The following is a 25,453-nucleotide window of genomic DNA, read 5'->3' as shown; positions in this document are numbered from 1 at the left end:
TCAGCCGATCTTCGTCACATCGTAATCATAAAGCCAGTTGAACCGCGACAGCGCGGCACCGGGGGCAATGCGGCCACCAAGCCGCAGCCCCAGATGCGCGACCGCGCGCAAAGGGCCCGAAAGGTGATAGGCGCGCGCATTGCGGCTGGCCGCCGTCACGATGCGCTGCGTGCGCCGCGCGCGCGCCACCTGATAGGCCACCAGCCCGGCCGTGCCGTGGCGCTCGAGGATCGCCGCCAGCGTCCAGACATCCTCCAGCGCCATATTCGCGCCCTGAGCAAGGAAGGGCAAAGTCGGATGCGCGGCATCGCCAATGAGCGCCACCGCACCTTCGGGCAGCACCCGGACCCAGGTCTTCGCGACCGGATGGCGGAAGAGACCCCAGAGCCAGACATCCCCGGCCTGGTCGAGCCAGCCCTTCACCCGCGGGCTGAAATCTGCAAAGGCCAGCCGCATCTCCATCGTATCATCGCGGATCGACCAACCCTCTTCGGTCCAGCGGTCACGCTCTTCGACGGCGACGATATTGCGCAGCGTGCCGCCGCGCAGCGGATAGCTGACAAGATGCCGCCCCGGCCCCATATGGACCTCGGCGACCTTCGGCTCGGACGGATCGCAGGGCACAAGGCAGCGCCAGGCGACCTGCCTGGTGAAAACCGGCTTCGCCTCGCCATTCAGCGCGGCGCGGGTATGGGATTGCAGCCCATCGGCCCCGATCAGGATCGAGGCGGGTTCCAATGCACCGGTGCAGGTCTCAACCACCGGCTGCGCCCCGCTCAGATCGACGCGGCGCACTTTTTGCAACAGCCGCAACTCGGCGCCGGCAGCTTTGGCGCCATCAAGCAAAAGCGAGATCAGATCGGCGCGGTGCAGGAAATGCCAGCCCTGATCAGGGCGGAGCCGCGCCACATCGAGCCGCGTCACGAGGCTGCCGTCAAAGCCGTCGCGCAGTTCAACCGCCCCGGCGCGCAGCGAGGCGGCCTCCAGCGCGGGCCCCAGGCCAAGCGCCTGCAAAACCCGAGCGCCATTCGGGCTGATCTGCAAACCGGCACCGACCTCGCGGATGGCGTCGGCCTGTTCCATCACGATCACCCGCGCGCCTTTCAGCGCCAGCGCCCGCGCCAGCGCAAGACCCGCAACCCCCGCCCCGAGTATGGTCACCGCCTGGTCTTTGAGCGTCATTCTGTCCTGATCCTGAGAAACCGGTCAGCCCGCCGGCAATGACAAAGCCGGGCAGAAGCCCGGCTTTCTTTTCCTGTGTCAGCGGCCTGTTTGCAAGCCTTGCCACGCCTGGCGCTGTCCCGGAACGGGCCTTTGACAGCCCTCAGTCGTCACGATGTACCTTTTCACGGCGCTCATGCTTTTCCTGTGCCTCGAGCGTCATGGTCGCGATCGGGCGCGCATCCAGCCGCTTGAGGCTGATCGGCTCGCCGGTCATTTCGCAATAGCCATATTCGTTGTTCTCGATGCGGCGCAGCGCCGAGTCGATCTTCGAGATCAGCTTGCGCTGCCGGTCACGGGTGCGCAGTTCCAGCGCGCGGTCGGTCTCTTCCGAGGCGCGGTCAGCGAGATCGGGCACATTGCGACCGCTTTCGGTCAGGTTGCCAAGGGTCTCGGCGGACTGGCCAAGCAGCTCCTGCTTCCAGATGATCAGCTTGCGACGGAAATATTCCAGCTGACGATCATTCATAAAGGGCTCGCCCTCGGCGGGGCGGTAATCGTCGGGCAGGAAAACTTCGGCCTTCATCGCAGATCTCTCCTTGTCGCCGGCGGGCGCCGACAGGTGGGCTTCTGTCATATGCGCACTCCCGTTGGCGCGGCATTTAGCTCATGTGGGCAGCAATGTCACTAGCAGTTGCGATAAATTCAACGCGCCGATAGGGTCCGCGAGGCCCATTGGGCACCCAATCCGGCAAGGGCGTGTGAACACATGAAATTCCAGTCTACCACAGGATATATCGCGGCTCCCGACCTCGCCGTGGCGGTGAATGCAGCAGTGGTTCTGGGCCGTCCGCTGCTGGTGAAGGGAGAGCCCGGGACCGGCAAGACCGAGCTGGCGCGTCAGGTCTCGGCCAGCCTCGGCATGGAGCTGATCGAATGGCATGTGAAATCCACCACCCGCGCCCAGCAGGGGCTCTATGAATATGATGCGGTCAGCCGGCTCAGAGACAGCCAGCTCGGCGATGCCCGGGTCCATGACGTGCAGAATTACATCCGCCGTGGGAAACTCTGGCAGGCTTTCGATGCGCCCGAGCGGGTGGTGCTGCTGATAGACGAGATCGACAAGGCCGATATCGAATTCCCGAATGACCTGCTGCAGGAACTCGACCGGATGGAGTTCCATGTCTATGAAACCGGCGCGACGGTGAAGGCCCGGCAGCGGCCGGTGGTGATCATCACCTCGAACAACGAGAAAGAGCTGCCCGACGCCTTCCTGCGCCGCTGTTTCTTTCACTATATCCGCTTCCCCGATGCCGAGACCCTGGCCGCGATCATCCGTGTCCATTTCCCCGATATCAAGGAAACCCTGCTCACCGCCGCCCTGACTGAGTTCTTTGCCATCCGGGAAACATCGGGGCTGAAGAAAAAGCCCTCGACCTCGGAGGTGCTGGACTGGCTGAAGCTGATCCTCGCGGAAGACCTCGCGCCCGAGGACCTCGCACGCGATCCCCGGCATCTGCTTCCGAAACTGCATGGCGCGCTTTTGAAGAACGAACAGGATGTGCAGCTTTTCGAGCGGCTGGCCTTCATGTCACGGGGGAATCGCTGAGCCCCGGGTCGCGCGACAGGGGATCAACCCCGAATTGCTTTTGCCCGAATCCTGCCCCGGTGTTGTGTCCAGCCTGAGGGACGATTCGGGCGACTTTGCCCCGATTACGCCACGATCCTGCCACAATCACATCACAACATTACAATTTATGAAACATATTGAAATATTGCGTGACAATTTTGGGCCATATCTGGTTCCTGAAGCAAAAGTGACCGCGATGGCTAGTGACTCGCTGAACACGCAGATTCCGCGCAATTGACACATACAGGCCCCGATCACGACAAAGGGATTGTGTTGAATAGAAACACAGAAGCTTTGGTGATGGAGACACAACCTGTATGCTGGCAACAATGGACATCGTTCTGACCGCGACCGGACGTACCGGCGGCCCGGACAATGTCTGGTCCAACCGGTCGCAACCGGCGGGTCTTGCCGCACTCCATCCCTCTTCACCAGCATTCTCTGACCGCCAGCGCATCCCTGCCCGGATCGCCCTGCCGTCAGAGATTTCGCGCGTCGCTGCCCGGAAGGTCCCGGGACGGCTGTGAACGACGCGGTTCCGGGGGGCACCCATATGTCTGCTCGCCCCCCCGTTACCGCGCCGTCGGATGCGCTCGTCACGGACCACCATCGGCTCAGGCCAGCATGTGATGCGGGGGCATCGCGTGCTGGCCTGGCCGGAGGCCAATGCAACTGCCGGGGGCAAACCTCCGCACGCAAAGATCGAGCTGCCACTCAATGCGACACATTCCGCTGCTTGCCGCCGCCCTGGCGGCCCTTACCGCCTGCGCACCCGCGCCCAATGCTGACGTAACCAAGGGACGGATGCTTCCTGCCACCGAGGCCGGCATCCTTTCGGCTCCGGCTTTCGTAGACCCCGTTGCGGGTCTGGCGCCGGTCGCCTCGGTGCGTCACAGCCCCGCCGATATGACAGCCGCCTTCCTCGGGCTTGGCTTCCGGCTGGAAAGCGGGCGCGAGCTGCCGTATTTCAGCCGCTTTGAAGGGCCGGTCACCGTGTCCCTCACCGGCAATGTACCCGCCACCGCAGGCGCCGATCTCGACCGCCTGCTGCAGCGGTTTCGCAGCGAGGCCGGCCTGAATGTGCGCCGTGTGAGCGCCTCGGAACCGGCTTCCGTCACCATCGAATTCAGCACCCGCCGCGAGCTCGGCCGCGCGGCTCCGAATGCCGCCTGTTTCGTGGTCCCCAATGTTTCCAGCCTTGCGGAATACCAGGCCAATCGCGGCACCTACCGCGTCGACTGGACCCGCGTGACCGAGCGCAGGACCGTCGGGATTTTCGCGCCCTCGGATGCCAGCCCGCAGGAAGTGCGCGACTGCCTGCATGAGGAACTGGCCCAGGCGATGGGCCCCTGAACGACATGTACCGGCTGACCGATTCGGTCTTTAATGACGATAATTTCCAGGCCGTGCTGACCGATTTCGACATGAAGATCCTGCGCGCCTGGTATTCGCCAAAGCTGCGCTCTGGCATGTCGAAAGCCGAAGTCTCCGCGCAGCTGCCGGCAATTTTCGGGACCGGCGGGCCGCTGACCCAGGACACTTCGATCACGCCGCCGGCCTGGAAGGAACTTATCGCGGTTGCGCTGAACCCGGGCTATGGCAATGCGCGCCGCAAGGCCGCCGCCGAAAAGGCGATTGCAATGGCCCATGCCCAGGGCTGGAAAGACAGCCGCCTCGCCTTTGCCTATTTCGCCCATGCGCGGCTTCTGGTCGGATCGGACCGCGTCGCGGCCGTGTCGGAATTCACCAAAGCCGCCGCGATCTGGCGGACCCAGCCGGCCGGCGCCGTCTATGTCGCGCATATCGACATGCAGCTGGCCGCACTGTCGCTGGCCAATGGCCAGCCGACCAGGCGCTGCGCTTCACCGAAAGGGCGATCCCGGTGATCCGTCAGTCGCAAAACCACGGGCTGCTGGCCACCACCCAGCTTATCCGTGCCGAGGCGCTCGACATGCTGGGCCGCAAGGCCGAAGCCGACCGGCTGCGAGTGGACAGCCAGCCGCTTGCGCGCTATGGCTTCGGCTCTGAGGCCAATATCCGGGCGCGGACGCGTGAAATCAGCGCGCTCGGGCTGCGCGGCCTCTTCCGCGGCTGATCGCCGGGCTGAGACAGCCCCCGACCAGCCCAGACAGGCAGGACGGGGGCGAACAGAATGCTGGCAATCGGGGGTTTCCTTCTGGGGGCAGTGATCGGCGCGGTCCGCGCCCGCCAGCTGGGCGGCAAAGCGGCAGATATGGCGCAATATGCCTTTGGGATCGGGCTTTTGCTGGGGGTGACCGGCCTGTTTGCGCAGGTCATCCTGCTGCGCCTCTACAGCTGACACCGGAGGGCGGCGCGATGTTTCTGCCCTTTTTCGAATCGCTGCGCCGCGAAGCTGTGCCGGTCAGCCCGCGCGAATTTCTCGCCTTTCTCGAGGCGCTGGAGGCGGGGCTTGCCACCAATGATATCGACGCCTTTTACCATCTTGGCCGGATCACTCTGATCAAGGACGAACGTCATCTCGACCGCTATGACCGCGCCTTCGCCCAGGCATTTGCGGGCCTCGATCAGATCCCGGATGAGGCGGTGATCGAAGCGCTGGACCTGCCCGGCGACTGGCTGGAAAAGCTGGCCGAGAAATTCCTCTCAGATGCGGAAAAGGCGGAAATCCAGGCGCTTGGCGGCTTTGACAAGCTGATGGAAACGCTGCGCCAGCGGCTGGAAGAACAGAAAGGCCGCCATCAGGGTGGCAATAAATGGATCGGCACCGCCGGCACCTCGCCCTTTGGCGCTTATGGCTACAATCCCGAAGGCATCCGCATCGGCCAGAACGAGAGCCGCCACCGCCGTGCGGTCAAGGTCTGGGACAGGCGCGAATTCCGAAACCTTGATGACAAGGCCGAGATCGGATCGCGCAATATCAAACTGGCCTTGCGCGCGCTGCGCCGCTGGGCGCGGGACGGCGCGGTGGAAGAGCTTGACCTTGCCGGCACCATCCGCGCCACGGCGAAACAGGGCTGGCTGGATGTACAGACGCGGCCCGAGCGGCGCAATGCGGTCAAGGTGCTGTTGTTTCTGGATATCGGCGGCTCGATGGACCCGCATGTGAAGGTTCTGGAAGAGCTGTTTTCGGCAGCGAAGTCCGAATTCCGCCATCTCGAGACCTGGTATTTCCACAACTGCCTTTATGAGGGCGTCTGGAAGGACAATCAGCGCCGCTGGACGGACCAGACGCCCACCTGGGATATTCTGCGCAGCCATGGGCCTGACTGGCGCGCGATCTTTGTCGGCGATGCCGCCATGTCGCCCTATGAGATCAGCCATCCAGGCGGCGCCAATGAACACTGGAACCGCGAATCCGGCCAGACCTGGCTGACCCGCGCCACCGAACAATGGCCGCATCACCTCTGGATCAACCCGGTGCCCGAAGGGCAATGGGGCTACAGCCAGTCCACCCGGATGATTGATGCCATTTTCGAGGGCCGCATGGTGCCGATGACCCTGGACGGCATCACGCGCGGCGTGAAAGCGCTGCGCTGAACGCGCCTCTTGCCAGGCGCGGGATTAATCTGGCACATTCGTACAAACACCAGTGATGGCACGAATGGAGGCAAGCCGATGCCAGCCAATACCCGCCATGATGACGTCCTTCCAGGCCAGCAATATCTGAACCTCGATCCTGGCCTCTATATCCGGCCCGAAGTGTTTCAGGAGGAACGCGCCAGGATCTTCAACCGCTCCTGGCAGCTGATGGGTCCGGTCTCGGATGTTGCTGCAAGCGGGCATTATCTGGCGATCGACATTGCCGGGATCCCGGTCTTTGCGATCCGGGGACGGGACGGGGTGCTCAGGGGGTTCCGGAACGTCTGCCGCCATCGCGGAGCGAAGCTCCTCGCGGATGGAGCCGGCAAATGCGGGCTGATCGTCTGCCCTTATCACAAATGGTCATTCGCAGACACGGGCCGGCTGGTTCAGGCGCCATGGTATGGCAAAGACCCCGCCATTATCCCCGAGGACTGGCCGCTGGAGCCGGTCTCGCTGGCGGAATGGCGCGGGCTGCTCTTTGCTGCGATTGATCCGGTGGAGAGCCTGCTGGACCAGCTGGGCGATCTGCCCGAAGAGCTGGCAGATGAGCCGATGGAGAGCTACCAGGCCACCGACACCGCAACCGTCAGTTTCGACGCGAACTGGAAAGTCTATACCGACAATTTCGTCGAAGGCTACCACATCCCCGGCACCCATCCGGGCTTCTTCGCGGCGATAGATTTCGAGGCCTTCGCCACCACCGCCCATAAAGGCTATGTGAAGATGACCGCGCCGCCGAAAGACGGGCTGTTCTACCGGGGCAAATGGCTCTGGATGTGGCCAAACTGGACGCTGTCGCTGTTTGACGGCGGCATGAATGTCAGCCGGATCAACCCGTCCTCGGTCGGCCATACCGATCAGCATTACCATTTCTTCTTCGCAGATACCGCAGCCGGGGCCGAGGAGGCGCGGCAGAAATCGGTACAGGGCACGCTTGCGGTGGTGCGCGAGGATTACCAGGTCTGTGTGGAAACCCATCGCAATTACGCCGCCGGCGCCTATACTTCCGGCCCGCTCTCCGGCCACCATGAACGGGGCGTGCAGTATTTCCAGGAGCGGGTTGCGCGGGCACTTGCCCTCTGAGGGCTGTTCAAACCTCCGACTGCCCTATATTCAGGGCATGATCCTGCGCCTCATGCCCTTTTTGCTGCTGATTGCCTATGGCTTCCTGATGATGCGCTTTTCGGTCTGGCGTTCGAAACGGATGCTGGATCAGCAATCCCGCCCGCTGGATGATCCTGAAATCCAGGCGGTTGCGGCGCGGCTTGCCCGGGCCCTTGATCTGCCAGAGGTCAAAGTGAACCTCCTCGACATCGAGCCTGTGAACGGGCTTGCCGCACATGATGGCCGCATCTTCCTGACGCGGGGATTTCTGACGAAAAAGCAACAGGGCCATGTGACGCCCGAAGAACTGGCTTCGGTAATCGCGCATGAGCTTGGCCATGTGGCACATGGCCATACGCGGCGGCGCATGATCGATTTCACCGGCCAGAATGCGGTCGGCATCCTGCTCGCGGGCGTCCTTAACCGATTTCTCCCCGGCATTGGCGGCATGATCGCCAATTTGTTGTCACGCACGCTGATGGCCAGGCTGTCGCGGCGCGATGAATTCGAAGCGGATGCCTGGGCCACCGCCCTGATGATCCGCGCGGGTTACGGCTCCGGGCCTCAGATCAGCCTGTTCCGCAAGCTCGAGACCCTTACCGGCGGCGGAGGAGGCGAAGTGCCGGTCTGGCTGCGCAGCCACCCGAAAACCGCCGACCGCATTGCGGCCATAGAGGCCAATGAGGCGCGCTGGACCCGACCTGCTTTGCCCGCCCCCGTTGAATAGCGACGCAAAGGGAGGGGCCCTGCCCCTCGCGGCTTCGCCGCTCACCCCGGGATATTTGAGGACAGATGAAATCAGCAAAGGCTTTTCATCTGTCCTCAAATATCCCGCCGGAGGCTTCCGCAGCCAGCCAGAAGCAGCGACTGAACGCAAAAGGCGCGGAGGTTTCCCCCGCGCCTTTCGTGTAATGTGAAACGGATCAGCGCTTCGAGAACTGGAACGAACGGCGGGCTTTGGCCTTACCGTATTTCTTACGTTCCACGACGCGGCTGTCGCGGGTCAGGAAGCCTGCTGCCTTCAGGGCGCCACGGAGCGACGGCTCGAACAGCTGCAGCGCTTTCGAGATGCCATGCTTCACCGCACCGGCCTGGCCCGAAAGGCCGCCACCGGCGACAGTCGCCATGACGTCATACTGGCCTTCAACATTCGCCACCTGGAAGGGCTGACGCAGGATCATCTGCAGCACCGGGCGCGCGAAATAGGCGGTGTAATCGATATACTCGCCTTTGTTGTTGCGGATCAGGAACTTGCCCGAACCCGGCTTGATCCAGACGCGGGCAACCGCATCCTTACGCTTGCCGGTCGCATAGGAGCGGTTCAGCTTGTCACGCACCGGGGCGCGCACAGCAGCCTCGGCAGCGGCGGCCGGAGCAGCGGTGCCCACAGCGGCCTTCAGATCGTCGAGAGACTTGATATCGGCCATTTAAATCACGCGCTCCGGGTGTTCTTCGGGTTCAGCGGCTTGACGTCGAGGACGGTGGGCTGCTGAGCTTCATGGGCATGTTCTGCGCCGGCATAGACGCGCAGGTTCGACATTTGCTGACGGCCCAGGCTGTTGCGGGTGATCATGCGCTCGACAGCTTTGATCACGACGCGCTCGGGATGGTTGCCTTCCAGCACTTCGCGCACGGTGCGCGACTTGATGCCGCCCGGGTGGCCGGTGTGCCAGTAGTAGCGCTTGTCTTCGCGCTTGTTGCCGGTCAGCTGGACCTTGTCCGCATTGATCACGATGACATTGTCACCCATGTCCATGTGGGGCGTGAAGGTCGGCTTGTTTTTGCCGCGCAGGATATTGGCGACGATCGTGGCGAGGCGACCCAGAACGACGCCCTCAGCGTCGATCAGGATCCACTTCTTCTCGATATCCGCCGGGGTAGCGGTGAAGGTTTTCATCGGTGGTTCCATCAAGGATAGAGGCGAGGGAATCCCCCCGCGAATTCGGATGGGGGCTTATCGCTGATGATGCCGACATGGTCAAGCGGTTGATTTCATATAAAATGCAATAAAATCAATATCTTGATATATGGGGTTAAATGACACCCCACTCTCAGCGCAGATAAGGTGGTTTTTCCGGATTCATCCCGGGCCCAGGCGAGGCCTGCCGCTCTTGCGGGACCGGCGCTTCGGGTTCGGGAAGGTCGAACCGCTGCGCCTCAGCCGTTAAGGCGGTCAGCGCCCTGTCATCCGGTCCGAAAAAGGCGACATCCAGCGCCGCCGCGTCGAGGCCCGAGAACACCAGCGCTTCCTGCACGGCGCGCGCCAGTGCCGGCTCTGCCTCGGGTCTTGCGCCAATGAAGGCGAGGAGATGGCCACGCCGCCCGTCATCATATTCGACGCCGGTCAGAAGCGCGGCCCGGGCCAGCCCGCGGGCCGAGGCGAATTTGTCCTGGAGCGCAAGGCTCAGCCCCGCCGGGACGGAAGGCGCGAAGAACCGCGCCGGGCGGCCAAGCGCTTCCTCCGGGGCGGGGTCCAGCGCCTCAGACAACCAGTCCATCGCTTCGGGAGGCAAGAGCATCTCAGACGGCGCGACCCCCAGATTGACGCCGAGCCCGATCCCCTGACCGCGCAAGAGCCCCGCAATCACCCGGCCCGGCAGCGCCGCCCAGGGGGCAATACCGCCGGTGAAATCCGCCAGCCGCTCTTCGCGGTCAAAGACCAGAACGACTGGGCCGGATTCCAGATCGAACACCTTAGGATCCAGGGTCTCTCCCGCCGCCTCGCGTTCCAGCAAAAGATACAGCTCGCCATCCGCGAGCCGGTCATAAAAGCGCAAAAGCGCCGCCTCATTGCCGGAATCGGCGCTGAGCGCCGCATGGGCCTCGTCAAGCAGACTGGGAAGCGTGGACTCGCTCATGGCATCTCCATCACACTGCGGATCCGGGCGCGCAGCTCCGGCAGCAGCTCGTCCCCGAACCAGGGGTTGCGTTTCAGCCATCCCGTATTGCGCCAGGAGGGATGGGGCAAGGGAAAGATCCCGCGCGACCCGAAATCGCGCCAGGCACGGACTGTGGCAGTGACATCGCGCGACCCGAGATGCCAGCGGATCGCAGCGCCTCCGACCAGCAGGGTGAGCCGCAGATCGGGAAGACTGGCGATCACGCGCTCCCGCCAGGTCAGGGCACAAACTGCGGGTGGCGGCAGATCGGACCCTTTCGCGTCATAGCCCGGAAAGCAGAAGCCCATCGGCACAATGGCGATGCGCGAGAGATCATAGAACTGCGCCTCCTCGAGCCCGGTCCAGATGCGCAGCCTGTCACCACTCGGATCCGTAAAGGGGCGCCCCGAAAGATGCACCCGCGCGCCCGGCGCCTGGCCCGCAATCATCAGCCGCGCCCCCTGCCCGGCCGGCGCCGGGCGGAACCAGACCACAGGTCGCGGCTCATGCGCGGTGGCGGTCATCTGGAAACGCGCCTCACAAAGGCGGCAGGCCCGGATTTCGTCGGTCAGATCCATCGTATGAAAATAGGAACTGTGCTTTTCTTTTACCAGCCGGGCTCTTGGGGGCCAGCCCCCTCGTCTCCTGCGGAGTCTCACCCCCGGGATATTAAGAGACAGAAAATGTACTTTTTTCTGCTCATTTTCTGTCTCTGAATATCCCCGCCGGAGGCATACCCGACATGCCACCAGGCACGGGCTCCGGCTGTAAGCGGGCAAGGTTGCAACAGGCCGGGGGTGATCGGGGAAGCCATGGTTGCGGGCCAGGGCGGGCATGGCTAAGCCGGAGGGGTCAGCTGCCCGACACCTTGCCCGCGATGTAGTCTTGCCCGCCATGTATCGAATCTCGCCCCATATCCGCACCTTTGCCCTGGCCCTCCTGGCCGGCGCCGGGCTGGCGACATTTTGGGTCAACCTGGATCCAGGCAGCTATTACGATTTCATTGAATGGCGAATCTCTGATCTGGTTCTGCCGGGCTGGGTCTGGGCCGGCTCGGTCAGCCTTACGCCTTTTATGATCGTTGCCGATATTCTGATGGCGCTGTTTTTCTTTCTGATCGGCAAAGAGCTCTGGGAGGCGATGACGCTGGAGCGTGGCTCGCTGTCGGGCCGGCGTGCGATCCTGCCGCTGGGCATGACTGCGGGCGGGCTGATCGGGGCTGGCACGGGCTGGCTGATCCTGTCTGCGCTGCTTGAGACCGCAGAGGAAGCGGTGCGCGGTGGCGGATGGCAGGCGCCTCTGGGCAGCGATACGCTGCTGGTCTGTCTTTTTGGCCGCATGGTTTTTGGCCGGCGTCCGGCTCTGCATCTGGTGATGCTTCTGGCGATTGCCACCGATATCCTGGCGCTGGTGATCCTTGGGCTCAGCAATCTTGCCGTCTCACCGCGGCTGATGTGGCTCCTGGTTACGCTGGCCGCGGCGCTGGTGGTGCACCGTTTCTTCGGCCGCAGCCCCGGCGCGGGCGCCACGGAGCGCGAGCGGCGCGCGGCGGCGCGCTCTGGCCCTATGCGATCGCGGGCGCCTTCTGCTGGTTCGGGGTCGCGGCCGCAGGCTTGCCGGCGACGCTCGGGCTGTTGCCGCTCCTGCCGGCCATCGCCCATGCCGATCGCAGCTTTGGCCTTTTCGCCGAGGCCGAAAGTTTCCTGCATGACCCGCTGAACCGGCTGATCCGGCTTCTCGTATGGCCGGTCATCCTCATTCTCTTCCTCTTTGGCCTGATCCGGGGGGCGTCGATCTCGCGGCCTTCGCGCCGACCACGCTGGTAATGCTTGGTGCGCTCTGGCTCGGAAGACCGGCGGGGATGGCGCTCGTGGTCCTTATTCTGGCGGCGATCTTCGGCTCGCGCCTGCCGCGCGGGCTCCGGGTGCGCGATCTGGTGTTGTCGGTCATGCTGCTTTCAATCGGCTTCACCGTACCCGCCGTTGCGATCGAGGCCAGTCTGCCCGGCGGCGCCATGCGGGAGGCGGCACGGATGGGCATGGCGATCAGCCTGCTTGCCGGCCCGATTGCCGTGCTCGTCGCGCGTGCCCTGCTGCGCCGGGGTCCGGCTCCCTCTGCCCCGACGCCGTGACCCGTCCGTTCCCCGTAAAATCGCGGAGCTCACAATTCTGTGTCACAGGACTGTCGCCGCAGACATAATGCGGCCAGAATGTGCAGCGACACTGGTCAGAACGCGTTAACGCAAATGCCGGATTATCCACCTGGTCTGTGGATAGCTCTGCCGCCCCGGGGCGTCAGAGGCCGTAAGACGGAAGGACATAGGGCCAATAGCCCGGAGCAGGTTACAATATGATCGAGTTCGACAGTGTTTCCAAATCCTTCTGGACCGGCACAAGGCGCAAGGTGATCCTTGACCGCGCCTCTTTCCGCGTCGAACAGGGCCGCTCTCTGGGGATCCTCGCCCCGAATGGCACCGGCAAGACCACCCTGATCCAGATGATGGCAGGGCTGGAGAAACCCGATGATGGCCGCATCACCAAAACCAGCCGCGTCTCGTTTCCGCTGGGCTTCATGGGCGGGGTCTCGGGCAAGATGTCGGCCCTGGAAAACAGCCGCTATATTGCCCGGCTTTACGGGCTTGACCCCGATTATGTCGAAAGCTTCTGCCGCTGGGTCTGTGATCTTGGCGACTATTTCCGCATGCCCTATGCGACCTATTCCTCGGGGATGAAATCGCGCTTCAACTTCTCGCTCCTGCTGGCGCTGGAATTCGACATCTACCTGATCGACGAGGGCATGCCCTCGACCGGCGATGTGGAGTTCAACCGCAAAGCCGGTGGCATCTTGCGCGAAAGACTGAAGAACGCGACGGTTGTCATCGTGTCGCATTCAGCGCAAACGCTGGAAAAATTCTGCCGCCAGGCGGCGGTGCTGCGCAATGGGCAGCTTTATATGTTCGACACCCTCGAAGAAGCGAAACGCCTCTATGACTATGCTTAAGGCCGCGCGGTACAACATTCGCCGCCAGGAGACGCCTGCTGCCCCGGCCCCGCGTCCGGCGCCTGTGCTCGTTGCCACGGCGACGCCGGGCGAGATGCTGTTCGACAATCCCGAAGACGGGTTCGGCGATCAGAAATTCGAAACGGCGGGGGCCCGGTCGCATCCGGGGCCAGGGCCGGGAACGCCGGCAGCCCTCAGGAACCAGAGCCCTCCGCCGGGCCAGAGGCGAATCATCCGGTCGCGCATGAGCTGGCAGCGATCCGCAAGGAAGGGCTGACCGGGCGCCAGCTGCGCACCGCCCGCCGCCTTGCGCAAAGCCACAACTTGCCCGCGACCTCGGATCACGATGCGGTGCGTCTGCTGCGCGCCGCCGGGATCAACCCGTTTGAGCGCGGCTCGATGCTGGATATGGTCTCGGCCGAACCCGGCACTGCGGTTGCTGCTGCCGGAGAGGGTGGCGGCGGCAAGGCGGGGGGCGGCACCGGGCGGGCGCTCTCGCCCCTGCCCGGCGACGGCGTGCAACTGCCCCAGACCATCAAGCCGATCCAGGTGCCCTCGACCGAACAGCGGATCGAGGTGAATCACGCCGCCGAGATCCTGCGCATGCAGCAGGACATCGCCAAACGCCGCCGCCGCAAGCTGGCGCTCCTCTTCGTGCGGATGTTCATCTTTGTCCTGCTGCCGACGCTGGTCGCGGGCTGGTATTTTTCGTCGGTCGCGACGCGGCAATATGGCACCAAATCGGAATTCGCGGTGCATAAGGCGGAAAGCCCGCAGGCCGGGGGCGCACTTGGCGGCATGTTGCAGGGCACCTCGCTTGCCACCTCGCAGGATTCCATCGCGGTGCAGGGCTATCTGCAATCGCGCGAGGCGATGATGCGGCTGGAAGGCGATGTCGGGTTCCGCGAGGCATTTATGGGCGCGGCGATCGACCCGATTCTGCGCCTGCCACCCGAGGCCTCGCTGGAAGACGCCTATAAGCTTTATAAATCCCACATCCTGATTTCCTATGACCCGTCTGAGGGCATCATCCGGATGGAAGCGATTGCTCCGGATCCGCAGCTTTCGGTCGAATGGTCGAAGCAGCTGATTTCCTATGCCGAGGAACAGGTCGACCAGCTCACCCACCGCCTGCGCGAAGATGCGATGCAGTCCTCGGACGAAGGTTACACGGATGCCGAGATCAAACTGCTCGAAGCGCAGCAGAAAGTCATCGCGCTGCAGGAACAGTTCAAGGTTCTCAATTCCGAGACCGAGCTGACGCTGCTGACAACCCAGATCGGCACACTCGACAATCAGCTGATCCAGGAACGGCTGTCCCTGGCGCAGATGGAGGCGAACCAGAACCCGAACGCGGCCCGGCTGGAGCCGGTCAAACGCCGGATCGCCACGCTGGAGGCCGAGATCGCGACATTGCGCACCCGGCTGACCGAAGGTCAGGGCGGCGAGAGTTCGCTGGCGCAGATCCAGGGCCAGCTGCGGCTTGCCCAGGCCGAGGTCGAGACGCGTCAGATGATGCTGGCGCAGTCGCTTCAGGCCAAGGAAACCGCGCGAATCGCCGCGAACAGCCAGACCCGCTATCTCTCGATCTCGGTGGCGCCGGTGCCGCCCGATGTGCCGACCTATCCCCGCGTCTTCGAGAATACCCTTGTGACGCTGCTGATTCTGATCGGCATCTATCTGATGATTTCGATGACGGTGGCGATCCTGCGCGAACAGGTCTCATCCTGATCCGTCATTCGTCCTGACCTTTCAACAGCAGCAAAAAGGGCGGCCATCGGGCCGCCCTTTTTCATTCTGCTCTGGCTGCCGGCGACGTTCAGGCCACCTGCCCCGCCGCCCAGCCCGAAGACCAGGCCCATTGGAAATTATACCCGCCAAGCCAGCCAGTGATATCCACCAGCTCGCCCACCACATAAAGACCCGGCACCGCCTTCGCCGCCATGGTCTTTGCGTCCAGCCCGTCAGTGTCGACGCCGCCCAGCGTGACCTCGGCCGTGCGATACCCTTCTGAGCCCACCGGCACCAGCTGCCAGTCATGCAACCCCGCCGCCAGCTGGTCGAGCTTTGCATCCGCCATTTCCGCCAGAGGCCCCGGCTCGCCCTGGCCCAGATGCTTCGCCAGCCGCTCCGGCAGCACCGGGCTCAGCGCCTGGGTCAGCGTCCCCCGCCCGCCCTTGCGTTTCGCGGCTTTCAGCAATGCGGCAAAGCCTGCATCCCGCTCCCGCCCCGGCAGCAGGTCAACCGAGATCCGGTCCCCCTCGCGCCAATAGCTCGAGATCTGCAAGACAGCCGGCCCCGACAGCCCGCGATGGGTAAAGAGCATTGCCTCATCGAACCGCCCGCCCCTGCAGCTGATCTGCACCGGCGCCGAGACCCCGGCCAGAGGCGAGATCCAGGCCAGTTCCTGTTCCGCAAATGTCAGCGGCACCAGCGCCGGCCGCGTATCCGTCACCTTCAGCCCGAGGCTTTCCGCGACCCGGTATCCCCAGGGGCTCGCCCCCATTTTCGGAATCGACTTGCCGCCGGTGGCCAGCACAAGGGAGCGCGTCTCCTGCACCCCGCGCGGCGTGGCCACGCGAAAGCCAGCGCCCGACCGGCTCACCTCTCCGGGTTCGGTCGCAAGCCAGAGCTCGACCCCGGCATCGCGCATTTCCCCCACCAGCCAGGCCACAACCTGTTTCGCCGATCCGTCGCAGAAAAGCTGCCCGAGTGTTTTTTCATGCCAGGCGATGCCGGCCTGATCGAATCGCGACACAACATCCCACTGGCTGAACCGTTTCAGCGCCGAAAGCGCGAAACGCGGATTGGCCCCAAGGTAATTCCCGACCCCGATCCCTGTATTGGTGAAATTACATCTTCCGCCACCCGAAATGCGGATCTTCTCGCCCGGATTCGCGCCATGTTCGATCACAAGCACCCGCCGCCCGCGCCGTCCCGCCTCAACCGCCGCGAGCATCCCCGCCGCACCAGCGCCAAGCACGATGACATCCCAGATCCCGGCCATACAAACTCCTGCCAAATTTCCTTCATATCCCCTCTTGCAGCCTGCAAGAGCCTTCGCTAAACACCCGCTCACGGTTGGGGCGTCGCCAAGTGGTAAGGCAGCGGTTTTTGGTACCGCCATTCCCAGGTTCGAATCCTGGCGCCCCAGCCAATCGTTTTATTTCCATAAAATCAAAGACTTAGCAAGACGCCTCTCGCGTCATGTGTTACAGTCATGTGGGTGTTCCACATGGTGCATTCAGCACCTTAGCGACTCGTTCGACATGTAGAAAGGGCGAGGCTTGCGGCCCCGCCCATCCCATTCGCAAAGTAAGGGTCACTCAGCACCGCGTGACAGGAGTCGCGCCACCGTGCCTTGTCGGGGTTGTCGGGGTTGTTTGGTGTTCTGAACCAGCGCACTCACCGACTAACCGCAACGCTTTGATATGCGCCATCTGCAGCTTCGTGCGCTCGCCGCCCAGAACCGCAAAATCCTCGCTCCAGTCGAACTGGAAAGCATCACCGGGGGCAAAATGCAGCGGCACAAAGATCCCGCGCGCCATAGTCTGCTGTTCGCGCTGACGATCTGCCTTCCATCGTCGCGTAAAAGCTGCAACCCGGGGATAGGAGCCGGTGAAGCCAGGCACTGCAAGATCGGCATGCAACTGCTTCACCGTGCGCCGTTGTTTGCGCGACTTTCCAGCCTCGGTCTTCAGCCAACCAGCCAGCTTCTCGGCATAGGCATCAAGCTTGCTGGGTCGCTCCGGCGTTGCAAATTTTGGCTCTATCATATTAGCCGCCAGGTGCCTGGTCACGCCTCAGCCATTGGTCTCGAACCAATGGCGTCCAATGGCTTCGATCCGTGACACGCCCCTTAGCCGCGCAATCTCGCGGATCGACAGATTCTGCCGCAAATGCATGCGTCGGATGATGTTCAAAAGTCCCATGTGGATCACTCAGTTGCTCCCGCCGCTAACCGCGTTGGGAGAAGGTTCACATGGCTCAGTTCTCAGTGAAAACTATGCGCTTAAATGGCTCAGTTCTGGGTGAGAAACAACATGCACCCCGTTAAAACGGGGAGGATTACCATCCGGCCCGCGGGTGCAGCGCGCCATTAAAGGGCAGAAACGTCAAGGCGGCTCTCGTCGCAAATCGGGGTGTCAGGCGCTGCCGTGTCAGTGACCACAGCCGGGTGCGCGCCCAAAGCGCCGAAGAAATGCTGCATGACCAGACTGACACCGAAATCGTTCACATTCCTCAGGTCCGGCTCGAAGAACATACCCCGTGCCGGATGAGAAGAAATGATCTCGTAGGAGGGAAAGTAAAAGATATCCCCATGACTGCGGGCAAGGTCACCGGCGACCGCACGCAAGGTCGCCTTCGACTGGCCGGTCGCGACAAGTACATGCCCGCCCGATGCCGTTGCCGCCAGCGGCACCGGCGACACTGTCAGGATGATCTGGACCCCCGGGTTGACACTGTGCAAAAGCTTGCGGAACTCAGTCAGATCCGCAAGCACATCCACGTAGCTGAAGTTAACGAACTCGTGGATGTGCGGATCATAGACTCCGGCCACGGTTCCGGGAGCAGTTGGATAAACCGTGCCATCGCGGCTGTCGCGCCAGGCCTCGGTCAGGCCCAGCGTGAAGACCATCACATCCAGCGTTTTGAGCATATCGAGCACTGCCCGCAGATGCAGGGCCCGCAGCGCCAGGACATCCGCTGCCTGCGCATGGCCAACCGGATCGACCGAAGGGCGCAGCGCATCGACATGGCGCTGACCCAATGGCCAGACAATATCCAGCGGCTGACGCAGGCCCATTGCCTCCTGCGTCAGCTGCAAGAGCTGCCGGGCGGTATAGACATTGCCATAGCGGCAGGTGAACAGACCATAGCCATTCTGCCGCGCCTCTGATGCAGTCAGGAAATCAGGCGCGGGCTCCATGTCCAGATAGCCCTGACCGCGCAGGCGCAGATGGCGGCCGATATGCTGAGCAAAACAACTGCCTGCCGTGGCGATCCGCGCACCCTCGGGCACAGGGATCGGCTCGGCCAGGTCCTTAAGGTCGGCGTAATGACGCCCCCCAACGGCTGCGCGCCAATAGGCTCGTTCCGGCAGATCCGAGTAAGGGTGGCTCATGCCCTGATCTCCTTTGCCCAGGCCGCAATGCGGTCTGCGATACTAATCTGGCGCGGATCAGCCGGCTTTGACTTGCCACTCCTGCCCGCGGCGGGCGCAGCAATCCGTTCCTGAATCGTCGCAAAATAGCCCGCGATGCCGACCAGACTGGCGTCCGGAGATTCAACCGCCGCCCTGACCCAAAGCGCCCAGAGGGCCGGATCAAAGTTGTGACCGACAAGACCGGGCAGAAAGGTGCTGAGGAACATGAGCTTTTGCGGATTGTTCAGCCGCGCAAGCGCTGGCAGGGTCTGATTGGTGATATGGTGATCGGTCGCATTTTGCAACCAAAGCACTTTGCCGGCCATCCTGGGCCCGAGAACAATTGAGGCATCGGTCACGATCCGGCTTTCGATCTCCTCGATTGAGAGGTCGGGCCAGCAGATCTCATAATAGCGACGAACGGTAGGTTGATAGTAGATTGATATGTTGGTCAAAGGGTTACACAGGACTGCGATGCTGTCCTCGAAGCGGCTCGCCTGCAAAAGCGCTGGATGGCCGCCGGCGGATCCTCCGACAAAGATGATCCGCTCAGGTTTGATGCTTTCTGCAACCGACCGTACCACGGCAGTAATCTGCGCGGGCGTGTCACCAAGGTGATTGCCGGCAAAAAAACAGGCCGCGAGATCATCCGCCATCGCAAGTGACGGGTCGGCAATCGACAATAAAATCGTCTCGCGCCGATCCGGAGCCGACAGGATGAAGCGACCGTCAAATGCCGGTATTTTCATCTTCTCCCGGTTGACCCCGCCATGGAACGCCACCACCAGCGCTACGCCAGTCAGATCCCCGCGCGGCGCCGCGAGAACCCGTACCGGCAAGCGCTGAGGTCCTGTACCGGCGACAGCGATTTCTATCGTCGCTCCCAGAACTTTCGGGGATCGCGCCAAGAGCATTGCCCCCAGATCCGATACATCAACCACTTCATATGCCACTTCGGAAGGGGGAACAGTCACCTGCACCATGTCGGCACTTTCCTTTTGCAAAGCTTGTAGCGGTTCTGCAGTGAAATCATCTCTTTATGCGCAACTCAATCAAACCCCTGTTACGTCAAATAAAACCATTCTCTTTCGCTGTAACAGGGCAAAATTCCGCCCTGCAGCATTGCTGCCCCTAGGCAGTCATTCGGCGACGGCGTCCCACCCCATTCATATCCGATCAGACGAAGCTTGCAAATCCCACGGTGCGCCGACCGGAGCTAACCGTTGACCCTGACGTTTCATTGCAAGCACAGGCTGTCCTTTGCAAAATTTGGTACATGTAAGGGAGAAAAGAAAGAACAGAGGTCAGGCACAGGGTGTAAGGTGGACAGATCAGTTTGATCGCGCATATTACCCACATCTCCCAACCAAAATATTTCTGTATCAGCATATTACCCTAAATAAGGCACTCTCTGACCTGGCGCATGGAAAGATATGACTGGGGGGGGGGGTAACAGGGATAGATATGGGAAAGAAGGATGATGAAGACCGAAGAAGCGCAGTACTTTCTTCGGGGCTACACGCCCCGCTTCACCTTCCTCTGCTTCATCCCAAAGTGAACAACCTCCAGCCCTTTCTCTTCTTCCCAGGCCTTAAGCCTTCGAGAATACGCGAAACAAAGGGTCGGCAATCAGCGCACCCTCGCCCGCGCTGCCGCTGCTCCGCATGCGTTTTACGAGATGTCGTGACGCAGCGGTATCATTGCGCAAATCCACCAAAGACAAGAAGATGAACAGGACAGCGGCATCAGACTGAGGCCGGAATGGCTGCGAAAGCGATCCCTGCCCCTCCCGGCCCCGACGGCGCAAGTGACTGTATTGGACGGAAATCGACACCAGGCTGCGACCTGACCTGCGATTGTGACGGCCCGTGAGAGGTCCGGCCTGAGACGGATGGAGGAAAGACGATGACTGACGCCTATATCTATGACGCCTTGCGCAGCCCGCGCGGGCGCGGGCGCCCGGATGGCGCGCTGCATGAGGTCACCTCGGTCGCGCTTTCGGCGCAGATGCTGAACGCGGTGCAGACCCGCAACGGGCTGCAAGGCCATGCGGTCGAGGATGTGATCTGGGGCAATGTCACGCAAGTGGGGGAACAGGGCGGCTGCCTGGCGCGCTCGGCGGTGCTGCTCTCGGATCTGGACGAGGCGATCCCCGGCCTCTCGATCAACCGGTTTTGTGCCAGCGGCATGGAGGCGGTGAACCTTGCCGCCAACCAGGTGAAGGCCGGCGCGGGGCAGGCCTATATCGCCGGTGGCGTCGAGATGATGAGCCGGGTCGCCATGGGCTCGGACGGGGCAGCGATTGCGGTGGACCCGGCGCTGACCTTTAAAACCCATTTCGTGCCGCAGGGGATTTCCGCGGATATCATCGCGACAAAATTCGGCATTTCGCGCGCAGCGGCAGACCAGCTGGCCGCCGAAAGCCAGGCCCGGGCGGCGGCGGCCTGGGCGGATCAGCGTTTCGCAAAATCCATCGTGCCGGTCAAAGATATCAACGGGCTCACCATCCTTGACTATGACGAGTATATGCGCCCCGGCACCACGGCCGAGGCCCTGGGCGCGCTGAAAGCCAGTTTCAGAGACATCGGCGAGGTAATGCCCGGTTTCGACAGGATTGCCCTGATGAAATACCCCGAGCTGGAGCGTGTGAACCATATCCACCATGCCGGGAATTCCTCGGGGATTGTCGATGGCGCGGCGGCGGTGCTGATCGGCAATGCCGCGTTTGGCAAAGCGCATGGGCTGAAGCCGCGCGCGCGGATCCGCGCCACCGCCAAGATCGGCACCGATCCGACGATCATGCTGACCGGCCCGGTGCCGGTGACGGAAAAAATCCTGAAGGAGTCCGGCCTCAGAATCGGCGATATCGACCTGTTCGAGGTCAATGAGGCCTTTGCTGCGGTGGTTTTGCGGTTCATGCAGGCGTTCAACGTCTCGCCCGATCGCGTGAACGTAAATGGCGGGGCGATCGCGATGGGGCACCCGCTGGGCGCTTCGGGCGCGATCATCATCGGCACGCTGCTGGACGAAATGGAGCGGCGCGATCTGACCCTCGGCCTTGCCACTTTGTGCATCGCATCGGGGATGGGCGCCGCCACCATCATCGAGAGGGTCTGATGAAAAAGCTCGATCTGACAAAGGTTCCGGTCAAGACCGGCTCCATCTACCCCTCGCCCTATGCTGAAATGATGGAGGGGCGCTCAAGCCTGCGGCTCGGTCAGGCGGCAGGGCTGACGCAATTCGGCGTCAATCTCGTGACGCTGAAACCCGGCGCGCTGTCGAGTTTACGCCATTGGCACAGCGCGGAAGACGAATTCGTCCTGATGGTGGCGGGCGAATGCGTGATGATCACCGATGACGGTGAAGAGATCATGCGCGTGGGCGATTGCGCCGGTTTTCCCGCCGGGACGCCGGACGGGCATCAATTCATCAACCGGGGAGATACGCCGGCGGTGTTCGTCGTCATCGGCGCGAAGGCCCGCGAAGAGGTGGTGACCTATTCAGATGTCGACATGGTGCTGACCGTCACAGATGGCGCCGGTGTTTGCACCCATAAGGACGGGCGCCCCTGGCAGCCCGAGGGAGAGGAAAATGGCTGATTTCATCTGGGATCTCGACGCAGACGGCGTGGCGACCATCACCTGGGACACCCCGGGCAAGTCGATGAATGTCATGTCGATGGCGGGTTTTGCCGAACTTGATGCACTGATCGACCGGGCGCTGGCCGACATGGCCGTGAAGGGGGTGGTGATCACCTCGGGCAAGAAGGATTTCGCCGGCGGCATGGATCTGAATGTGCTGGCGGGGATGCGGGCGGGGGGTGCCCAGGCGATCTTTGACGGCGTGATGCAGATGCATACTGTGCTGCGCAAGATCGAACTCGCGGGCATGGATTTCAGGACGAAAAAGGGGGCCAAACCCATCGTGGCGGCGCTGCCCGGCACCGCGCTCGGCATCGGGCTGGAGCTGCCGCTGGCCACCCATCGCATCTTTGCCGCCGATAACCCGAAGGCGAAGATCGGATTGCCGGAAATCAAGGTTGGTATCTTCCCGGCGGCGGCGGCACCACGCGGGTGTCGCGGAAGCTTGGCGCGATGATGGCCGCACCCATCCTGCTGGAAGGCAAGCTTTCGGATCCGAAGGGCGCGAAAGCGGCCGGGCTGATTGATGAGGTGGTGCCCGCGGATGATCTGATCGGGGCCGCAAAGGCCTGGGTTCTGGCCGCGAAAGACGCGGATCTGGTGAAGCCCTGGGATGACAAAGGGTATAAATTCCCCGGCGGCGCGCCCTATCATCCGGCAGGGTTCATGACCTTTGTCGGCGCCTCGGCCATGGTGAACGGCAAGACGCAAGGCGTGTTTCCGGCGGCGAAGGCGCTGCTATCGGCGGTTTATGAAGGCTCGCTGGTGCCCTTTGACCAGGCGCTGAAGATCGAGGCACGCCAGTTTACCTCTGTGCTGATGAACCCGTCTTCTTCAGCAATGATCCGGTCTTTGTTCATCAACAAAGAAGCGCTTGAGAAGGGCGCGAACCGGCCCAAAGTCGCCGATCAGACGGTGAAGCGGCTGGGCGTGCTGGGCGCCGGCATGATGGGCGCCGGTATCGCCTATGTCGCGGCCAATGCCGGGATCGAGGTCGTGCTTATCGACGCGACGCAAGAGGCCGCCGACCGGGGCCGCGCGCATTCGGAAAGCCTGCTCGACAAGGGCGAGAAGCGTGGCAAGGTGACGGCTGCGAGGAAAGACGAGGTGCTGGGCCTCATCACCGCCACACCGATTATGCCAGCCTGAAAGGGGTCGACCTGATCGTCGAGGCGGTGTTCGAAGACCCGAAGGTCAAGGCAGGCGTCACAAAGCTGGCCGAAGAGGCCGCAGGTCCGGAGGTCATTTTCGCGACCAATACCTCGACCCTCCCGATCACCGGGCTGGCGGCGGCGAGTGCGCGCCCCGAAAATTACATCGGCATCCATTTCTTCAGCCCCGTCGACAAGATGATGCTGGTCGAGATCATTCGCGGCAGGAAAACCGGAGACCGCGCCGTAGCGAAGGCGCTCGATTTCGTGCGCCAGATCCGCAAGACGCCGATTGTGGTCAATGATGCGCGCTTCTTCTACGCCAATCGCTGCATCATTCCGTACATCAACGAAGGCATCCGCATGGTCGCCGAAGGCACCGAACCGGCGCTGGTCGAAAATGCCGCGAAACTTCTGGGGATGCCGCTTGGGCCGTTGCAGCTTGTCGATGAGACCTCGATCGAGCTTGGGGTGAAGATCGCGAAGGCCACCAAAGCCGCGATGGGCGCCGATTATCCCGATGAGGCGGTCGACAGGGTGATCTTCTGGATGGCGGATCAGGGACGGCTGGGCCGCAAGACCAATGCCGGGTTTTATGATTACAGCGACAAGGGCGAACGCCTGGGGCTCTGGGAGGGGCTGGCCGGGAAATACCCCGCCGACAAGGTGCAGCTCTCGCTTACAGATGTGCAGCACCGGCTGATGATGGCGCAGGTGCTGGAGGCTGTCCGGGCGCTGGAGGAAGGTGTGTTGACCGATATCCGCGAAGGTGATGTCGGCGCGATCCTGGGCTGGGGGTTTGCGCCCTGGTCAGGCGGGCCATTCGGCTGGCTCGACATCATCGGGGCGGCGCGTGCCGTGCAGATCTGCCGCGAGCTGACCGCGCAATTCGGGCACCGCTTCGAGGCTCCCGCCCTTCTGCGCGAGATGGCGGAAAACGGCACGAGCTTTTACGGCCAGCCCGGCGAAACCAGGGCCGCCTGACCCCGTCCCCGGGGACCAGTCAGGGAAACAGTCGGGAGAAAACTCCGGATCCGCCAGGCGGGCCCGGGCTTTTCTCTGCCGAGATGCGGCGCTAATCTCGCCGCTGATCCCGGCGCAGGGCGCTGGCAGCAAACAGGGGCGTCCGGATATGATCAGAGGCTTTCAGAGCCAGGGCATGCGGCTGGCTTCCGTCCCGCCGGAAAACTTCATCCCCGCGACCTTTGGCCGGCTCAGCCCCGAAACCCCGGTTCTGCCGGGGGACAGCTCTGCCGCCACTGCGGCGCTGCGCGATATGGTCTGGATCGACATCGAGGCGCCGACCCATGCCGAGGAATACCTGATCGAGAACGCGCTCGGCTTTGGCATCCCGACCCGCGAAGATATGCAGGAAATCGAGCCCTCGTCGCGGATCTATGTCGAGGATGGCGTGCTGTATCTGACCGCCCAGGTGCTGGCCTCGCCCGATATGAAACAGCTCATGATCGGGCCGGTGACCTTCATGGTGCAACCCGCCCGGCTGGTGACGGTGCATTACCACCGCCCCGGCTCTTTCGCGTTTTTCGCCGATTGGGCGGCGCGCCATGACACCCCCTGTTCGACCGGGATCGCGACCCTTCTCGGGCTGATGGAGGCGATGGTCGACCGGCTTGCCGATATCCTGGAAAACGAGGCCCGCCAGCTGGATGATCTGTCAAAGACGATCTTTGACAGCCGCAAGGCCGCCAGCGATGCGCTGTCGGGCGTGGTGACCCGGATCGGGGCTGCCGAAGACCGCAATGGCAAGATCAATGAAAGCCTTGCGACGATCCAGCGGGTGCTGGGCTATCTTTCGGTGCCCGGCGCTGTGGCCGCGAAAGAGGCGCTTAAGGGCATCGATCGCGATCAGCTGAAAAGCCTGATCCATGACGTGCGGTCCTTGCGCGAAGTGGCGGCGGTGCAGGCAGAGAAAGTGCGGTTTCAGCTGGATGCGACGCTGGGTGTGATCAATATCCGCCAGTCCGACATCATCAAGGTCTTCTCGGTGGTGGCCTTCGTCTTCCTGCCACCGACCCTGATCGCCAGCATCTATGGCATGAATTTCGAACATATGCCGGAACTTGCGGTGAAATGGGGCTATCCGGCGGCGCTGGTGATGATGGTCGTTTCGGCTGTGGCGCCCTGGATGTTCTTTCGCTGGAAGAAATGGCTCTGAG

The 25,453-nt window shown here is 62.7% G+C and carries 24 protein-coding genes, 1 tRNA gene and 2 pseudogenes; 17 read left to right on the top strand and 10 right to left on the bottom strand.

Features of this window, described 5'->3' with window-relative positions; translation table 11 throughout:
* Positions 1 to 1,182: an FAD-dependent monooxygenase gene (locus QNO18_RS06600; protein WP_283177040.1), complete on the bottom strand. Its 1,182-nt coding sequence runs from the start codon at positions 1,180 to 1,182 to the stop codon at positions 1 to 3.
* 142 nt (positions 1,183 to 1,324) lie between these two features.
* Positions 1,325 to 1,747, bottom strand: a complete 423-nt coding sequence (dksA, locus tag QNO18_RS06595) for an RNA polymerase-binding protein DksA (protein ID WP_092901232.1) — start codon at positions 1,745 to 1,747, stop codon at positions 1,325 to 1,327.
* A gap of 183 nt (positions 1,748 to 1,930) precedes the next feature.
* Here dksA and QNO18_RS06590 point away from each other — a divergent pair, with 183 nt between their 5' ends.
* The 8 genes from QNO18_RS06590 (at position 1,931) to QNO18_RS06555 (ending at position 8,186) form a co-directional block, all read left to right on the top strand.
* Complete coding sequence (locus QNO18_RS06590) at positions 1,931 to 2,770, top strand: MoxR family ATPase (protein ID WP_283177039.1); 840 nt, start codon at positions 1,931 to 1,933, stop codon at positions 2,768 to 2,770.
* 738 nt (positions 2,771 to 3,508) lie between these two features.
* Complete coding sequence (locus tag QNO18_RS06585; protein ID WP_283177038.1) at positions 3,509 to 4,144, top strand: DUF2927 domain-containing protein; 636 nt, start codon at positions 3,509 to 3,511, stop codon at positions 4,142 to 4,144.
* A gap of 5 nt (positions 4,145 to 4,149) precedes the next feature.
* Positions 4,150 to 4,677 (top strand): DUF2927 domain-containing protein, encoded by a 528-nt coding sequence (locus QNO18_RS06580; RefSeq protein ID WP_283177037.1) that lies wholly within the window; start codon positions 4,150 to 4,152, stop codon positions 4,675 to 4,677.
* Entirely contained in the window at positions 4,674 to 4,886 is a 213-nt protein-coding gene (locus tag QNO18_RS06575; RefSeq protein ID WP_283177036.1) for a hypothetical protein, read from the top strand. Before QNO18_RS06580 ends, QNO18_RS06575 begins: the two co-directional genes overlap by 4 nt.
* 57 nt (positions 4,887 to 4,943) lie before the next feature.
* A complete protein-coding gene (locus tag QNO18_RS06570; RefSeq protein ID WP_171909442.1) occupies positions 4,944 to 5,111 on the top strand; it encodes a hypothetical protein in 168 nt (55 codons plus the stop codon).
* Between the two features lie 17 nt (positions 5,112 to 5,128).
* Entirely contained in the window at positions 5,129 to 6,310 is a 1,182-nt protein-coding gene (locus QNO18_RS06565; protein ID WP_283177035.1) for a VWA domain-containing protein, read from the top strand.
* A 78-nt stretch (positions 6,311 to 6,388) separates the two neighbouring features.
* The gene (locus QNO18_RS06560) at positions 6,389 to 7,438 is read left to right on the top strand and encodes an aromatic ring-hydroxylating dioxygenase subunit alpha (protein ID WP_283177034.1); all 1,050 of its coding nucleotides are present in this window, start codon (positions 6,389 to 6,391) and stop codon (positions 7,436 to 7,438) included.
* A 40-nt stretch (positions 7,439 to 7,478) separates the two neighbouring features.
* Positions 7,479 to 8,186: a M48 family metalloprotease gene (locus QNO18_RS06555; protein ID WP_283178755.1), complete on the top strand. Its 708-nt coding sequence runs from the start codon at positions 7,479 to 7,481 to the stop codon at positions 8,184 to 8,186.
* A gap of 196 nt (positions 8,187 to 8,382) precedes the next feature.
* Here the strand turns inward: QNO18_RS06555 and rpsI are convergent, their stop codons facing one another.
* The 4 genes from rpsI to QNO18_RS06535 form a co-directional block, all read right to left on the bottom strand.
* Positions 8,383 to 8,886, bottom strand: a complete 504-nt coding sequence (gene rpsI / locus QNO18_RS06550; RefSeq protein WP_092895504.1) for a 30S ribosomal protein S9 — start codon at positions 8,884 to 8,886, stop codon at positions 8,383 to 8,385.
* A 5-nt stretch (positions 8,887 to 8,891) separates the two neighbouring features.
* Positions 8,892 to 9,356, bottom strand: a complete 465-nt coding sequence (gene rplM, locus QNO18_RS06545; RefSeq protein WP_092895502.1) for a 50S ribosomal protein L13 — start codon at positions 9,354 to 9,356, stop codon at positions 8,892 to 8,894.
* Positions 9,357 to 9,510: 154 nt separating this feature from the next.
* On the bottom strand, positions 9,511 to 10,317 hold the full coding sequence (locus QNO18_RS06540; protein WP_283177033.1) for an SseB family protein: 807 nt from the start codon (positions 10,315 to 10,317) through the stop codon (positions 9,511 to 9,513).
* Positions 10,314 to 10,862, bottom strand: a complete 549-nt coding sequence (locus QNO18_RS06535) for a uracil-DNA glycosylase family protein (RefSeq protein ID WP_283177032.1) — start codon at positions 10,860 to 10,862, stop codon at positions 10,314 to 10,316. Before QNO18_RS06535 ends, QNO18_RS06540 begins: the two co-directional genes overlap by 4 nt.
* Positions 10,863 to 11,232: 370 nt before the next feature.
* Between QNO18_RS06535 and QNO18_RS06530 the strand changes: the two genes are divergently transcribed.
* The 4 genes from QNO18_RS06530 (at position 11,233) to QNO18_RS06515 (ending at position 15,069) form a co-directional block, all read left to right on the top strand.
* The gene (locus QNO18_RS06530; RefSeq protein WP_283177031.1) at positions 11,233 to 12,057 is read left to right on the top strand and encodes a Na+/H+ antiporter NhaA; all 825 of its coding nucleotides are present in this window, start codon (positions 11,233 to 11,235) and stop codon (positions 12,055 to 12,057) included.
* A gap of 22 nt (positions 12,058 to 12,079) precedes the next feature.
* Positions 12,080 to 12,469: a Na+/H+ antiporter NhaA gene (locus QNO18_RS06525; RefSeq protein ID WP_283177030.1), complete on the top strand. Its 390-nt coding sequence runs from the start codon at positions 12,080 to 12,082 to the stop codon at positions 12,467 to 12,469.
* A 218-nt stretch (positions 12,470 to 12,687) separates the two neighbouring features.
* On the top strand, positions 12,688 to 13,338 hold the full coding sequence (locus QNO18_RS06520) for an ATP-binding cassette domain-containing protein (RefSeq protein ID WP_092895495.1): 651 nt from the start codon (positions 12,688 to 12,690) through the stop codon (positions 13,336 to 13,338).
* Positions 13,339 to 13,662: 324 nt separating this feature from the next.
* Positions 13,663 to 15,069: a capsule biosynthesis protein gene (locus QNO18_RS06515; RefSeq protein ID WP_283177029.1), complete on the top strand. Its 1,407-nt coding sequence runs from the start codon at positions 13,663 to 13,665 to the stop codon at positions 15,067 to 15,069.
* 88 nt (positions 15,070 to 15,157) lie between these two features.
* Here the strand turns inward: QNO18_RS06515 and QNO18_RS06510 are convergent, their stop codons facing one another.
* Entirely contained in the window at positions 15,158 to 16,345 is a 1,188-nt protein-coding gene (locus QNO18_RS06510) for an aminoacetone oxidase family FAD-binding enzyme (RefSeq protein WP_283177028.1), read from the bottom strand.
* A 75-nt stretch (positions 16,346 to 16,420) separates the two neighbouring features.
* Between QNO18_RS06510 and QNO18_RS06505 the strand changes: the two genes are divergently transcribed.
* Positions 16,421 to 16,495: transfer RNA gene (locus QNO18_RS06505), tRNA-Gln, on the top strand.
* Positions 16,496 to 16,769: 274 nt separating this feature from the next.
* Here QNO18_RS06505 and QNO18_RS06500 read toward each other — a convergent pair.
* The 3 genes and pseudogenes from QNO18_RS06500 to QNO18_RS06490 form a co-directional block, all read right to left on the bottom strand.
* Positions 16,770 to 17,270: pseudogene (locus tag QNO18_RS06500) on the bottom strand (IS21 family transposase); the annotation flags it as partial.
* A 167-nt stretch (positions 17,271 to 17,437) separates the two neighbouring features.
* Entirely contained in the window at positions 17,438 to 18,463 is a 1,026-nt protein-coding gene (locus QNO18_RS06495) for a GSCFA domain-containing protein (RefSeq protein WP_283177027.1), read from the bottom strand.
* Positions 18,460 to 19,467 carry a hypothetical protein gene (locus QNO18_RS06490; RefSeq protein WP_283177026.1) on the bottom strand — a complete coding sequence of 336 codons (1,008 nt, stop codon included), beginning with the start codon at positions 19,465 to 19,467 and terminating at the stop codon, positions 18,460 to 18,462. The genes QNO18_RS06495 and QNO18_RS06490 overlap by 4 nt, the downstream gene beginning before the upstream one ends.
* A 922-nt stretch (positions 19,468 to 20,389) precedes the next feature.
* Between QNO18_RS06490 and QNO18_RS06485 the strand changes: the two genes are divergently transcribed.
* The 4 genes and pseudogenes from QNO18_RS06485 to QNO18_RS06470 all read left to right on the top strand — a co-directional run bounded on the left by QNO18_RS06485 (position 20,390) and on the right by QNO18_RS06470 (position 25,452).
* Positions 20,390 to 21,601: an acetyl-CoA C-acetyltransferase gene (locus QNO18_RS06485; protein ID WP_283177025.1), complete on the top strand. Its 1,212-nt coding sequence runs from the start codon at positions 20,390 to 20,392 to the stop codon at positions 21,599 to 21,601.
* Positions 21,601 to 22,083 (top strand): cupin domain-containing protein, encoded by a 483-nt coding sequence (locus tag QNO18_RS06480; protein ID WP_283177024.1) that lies wholly within the window; start codon positions 21,601 to 21,603, stop codon positions 22,081 to 22,083. Before QNO18_RS06485 ends, QNO18_RS06480 begins: the two co-directional genes overlap by 1 nt.
* A pseudogene (locus QNO18_RS06475) lies at positions 22,076 to 24,260 on the top strand (3-hydroxyacyl-CoA dehydrogenase NAD-binding domain-containing protein). Before QNO18_RS06480 ends, QNO18_RS06475 begins: the two are co-directional and overlap by 8 nt.
* A gap of 148 nt (positions 24,261 to 24,408) precedes the next feature.
* Positions 24,409 to 25,452, top strand: a complete 1,044-nt coding sequence (locus QNO18_RS06470; protein ID WP_283177023.1) for a magnesium transporter CorA family protein — start codon at positions 24,409 to 24,411, stop codon at positions 25,450 to 25,452.
* Position 25,453: the final 1 nt, after the last annotated feature.

The organism is Gemmobacter sp. 24YEA27, assembly GCF_030052995.1.
Taxonomy (GTDB): Bacteria; Pseudomonadota; Alphaproteobacteria; order Rhodobacterales; family Rhodobacteraceae; genus Pseudogemmobacter.
Note: the sequence above shows the minus strand (reverse complement) of the source record. Positions and strands in the feature narration are given on the sequence as shown.

What these genes read in the sequence shown, in the direction of transcription:
- QNO18_RS06540 (WP_283177033.1), bottom strand. Translation starts at nt 10,317, where the DNA reads ATGAGCGAGTCCACGCTTCCCAGTCTGCTTGACGAGGCCCATGCGGCG.
- QNO18_RS06485 (WP_283177025.1), top strand. Translation starts at nt 20,390, where the DNA reads ATGACTGACGCCTATATCTATGACGCCTTGCGCAGCCCGCGCGGGCGC.
- QNO18_RS06525 (WP_283177030.1), top strand. Translation starts at nt 12,080, where the DNA reads ATGGCCGGTCATCCTCATTCTCTTCCTCTTTGGCCTGATCCGGGGGGC.
- rpsI (WP_092895504.1), bottom strand. Translation starts at nt 8,886, where the DNA reads ATGGCCGATATCAAGTCTCTCGACGATCTGAAGGCCGCTGTGGGCACC.
- QNO18_RS06560 (WP_283177034.1), top strand. Translation starts at nt 6,389, where the DNA reads ATGCCAGCCAATACCCGCCATGATGACGTCCTTCCAGGCCAGCAATAT.
- QNO18_RS06600 (WP_283177040.1), bottom strand. Translation starts at nt 1,182, where the DNA reads ATGACGCTCAAAGACCAGGCGGTGACCATACTCGGGGCGGGGGTTGCG.
- QNO18_RS06580 (WP_283177037.1), top strand. Translation starts at nt 4,150, where the DNA reads ATGTACCGGCTGACCGATTCGGTCTTTAATGACGATAATTTCCAGGCC.
- rplM (WP_092895502.1), bottom strand. Translation starts at nt 9,356, where the DNA reads ATGAAAACCTTCACCGCTACCCCGGCGGATATCGAGAAGAAGTGGATC.
- QNO18_RS06535 (WP_283177032.1), bottom strand. Translation starts at nt 10,862, where the DNA reads ATGACCGCCACCGCGCATGAGCCGCGACCTGTGGTCTGGTTCCGCCCG.
- QNO18_RS06520 (WP_092895495.1), top strand. Translation starts at nt 12,688, where the DNA reads ATGATCGAGTTCGACAGTGTTTCCAAATCCTTCTGGACCGGCACAAGG.
- dksA (WP_092901232.1), bottom strand. Translation starts at nt 1,747, where the DNA reads ATGAAGGCCGAAGTTTTCCTGCCCGACGATTACCGCCCCGCCGAGGGC.
- QNO18_RS06470 (WP_283177023.1), top strand. Translation starts at nt 24,409, where the DNA reads ATGATCAGAGGCTTTCAGAGCCAGGGCATGCGGCTGGCTTCCGTCCCG.
- QNO18_RS06495 (WP_283177027.1), bottom strand. Translation starts at nt 18,463, where the DNA reads ATGAGCCACCCTTACTCGGATCTGCCGGAACGAGCCTATTGGCGCGCA.
- QNO18_RS06530 (WP_283177031.1), top strand. Translation starts at nt 11,233, where the DNA reads ATGTATCGAATCTCGCCCCATATCCGCACCTTTGCCCTGGCCCTCCTG.
- QNO18_RS06585 (WP_283177038.1), top strand. Translation starts at nt 3,509, where the DNA reads ATGCGACACATTCCGCTGCTTGCCGCCGCCCTGGCGGCCCTTACCGCC.
- QNO18_RS06510 (WP_283177028.1), bottom strand. Translation starts at nt 16,345, where the DNA reads ATGGCCGGGATCTGGGATGTCATCGTGCTTGGCGCTGGTGCGGCGGGG.
- QNO18_RS06490 (WP_283177026.1), bottom strand. Translation starts at nt 19,467, where the DNA reads ATGGTGCAGGTGACTGTTCCCCCTTCCGAAGTGGCATATGAAGTGGTT.
- QNO18_RS06590 (WP_283177039.1), top strand. Translation starts at nt 1,931, where the DNA reads ATGAAATTCCAGTCTACCACAGGATATATCGCGGCTCCCGACCTCGCC.
- QNO18_RS06480 (WP_283177024.1), top strand. Translation starts at nt 21,601, where the DNA reads ATGAAAAAGCTCGATCTGACAAAGGTTCCGGTCAAGACCGGCTCCATC.
- QNO18_RS06565 (WP_283177035.1), top strand. Translation starts at nt 5,129, where the DNA reads ATGTTTCTGCCCTTTTTCGAATCGCTGCGCCGCGAAGCTGTGCCGGTC.
- QNO18_RS06570 (WP_171909442.1), top strand. Translation starts at nt 4,944, where the DNA reads ATGCTGGCAATCGGGGGTTTCCTTCTGGGGGCAGTGATCGGCGCGGTC.